The sequence below is a fragment of the Vibrio sp. SCP2 genome, assembly GCF_059295395.1.
In genome coordinates this window covers 1-423 of sequence record NZ_JCAFVV010000036.1, presented here as the reverse complement: position 1 = coordinate 423, position 423 = coordinate 1, and the positions used below count along the sequence as shown (strand labels likewise).

The window sequence follows — 423 nt, the reverse complement described above, 5'->3', positions numbered from 1 at the left end:
GGCGGCACGGCCATCAGTTCACTGGCGGCGACGGCAGACAAAAAAGTGTGGACAGGTAACGTCACGGTGCCGAGCAGCAGTGACCGCAGTGTGGGACTCGTGGTGAGCAACTACACCGATACACTGGGTAATGTGGGCGATGACAACACCTCACATGCGTTACCGATCACCCCGACTATTGCGATTGGTAGCATTAATGGTGGTAATACCGTAAACGCTTCGGATGCAGCGGCGGTGGCTATTATTGGTAGCAGTACGCGTTTTGCATCGGGTGAGTCGTTAACGGTTCAAGCGAGTGACACGAACGGTGGCAAAACCCCAGAAACGACCGTCAATGTATCCGGTGATGGTAGCTGGAATGTGAACCTAGACATGAGTGCGCTGCAAGACGGCCAAATTACCGTGACGGTAAAAGGGGAGAAC

Annotated in this window: 1 pseudogene; it reads left to right on the top strand. The window is 54.1% G+C overall.

Going from position 1 to position 423, the window contains the following annotated elements:
• A pseudogene (locus AC5O63_RS22435) lies at positions 1–423 on the top strand (tandem large repeat); the annotation flags it as partial.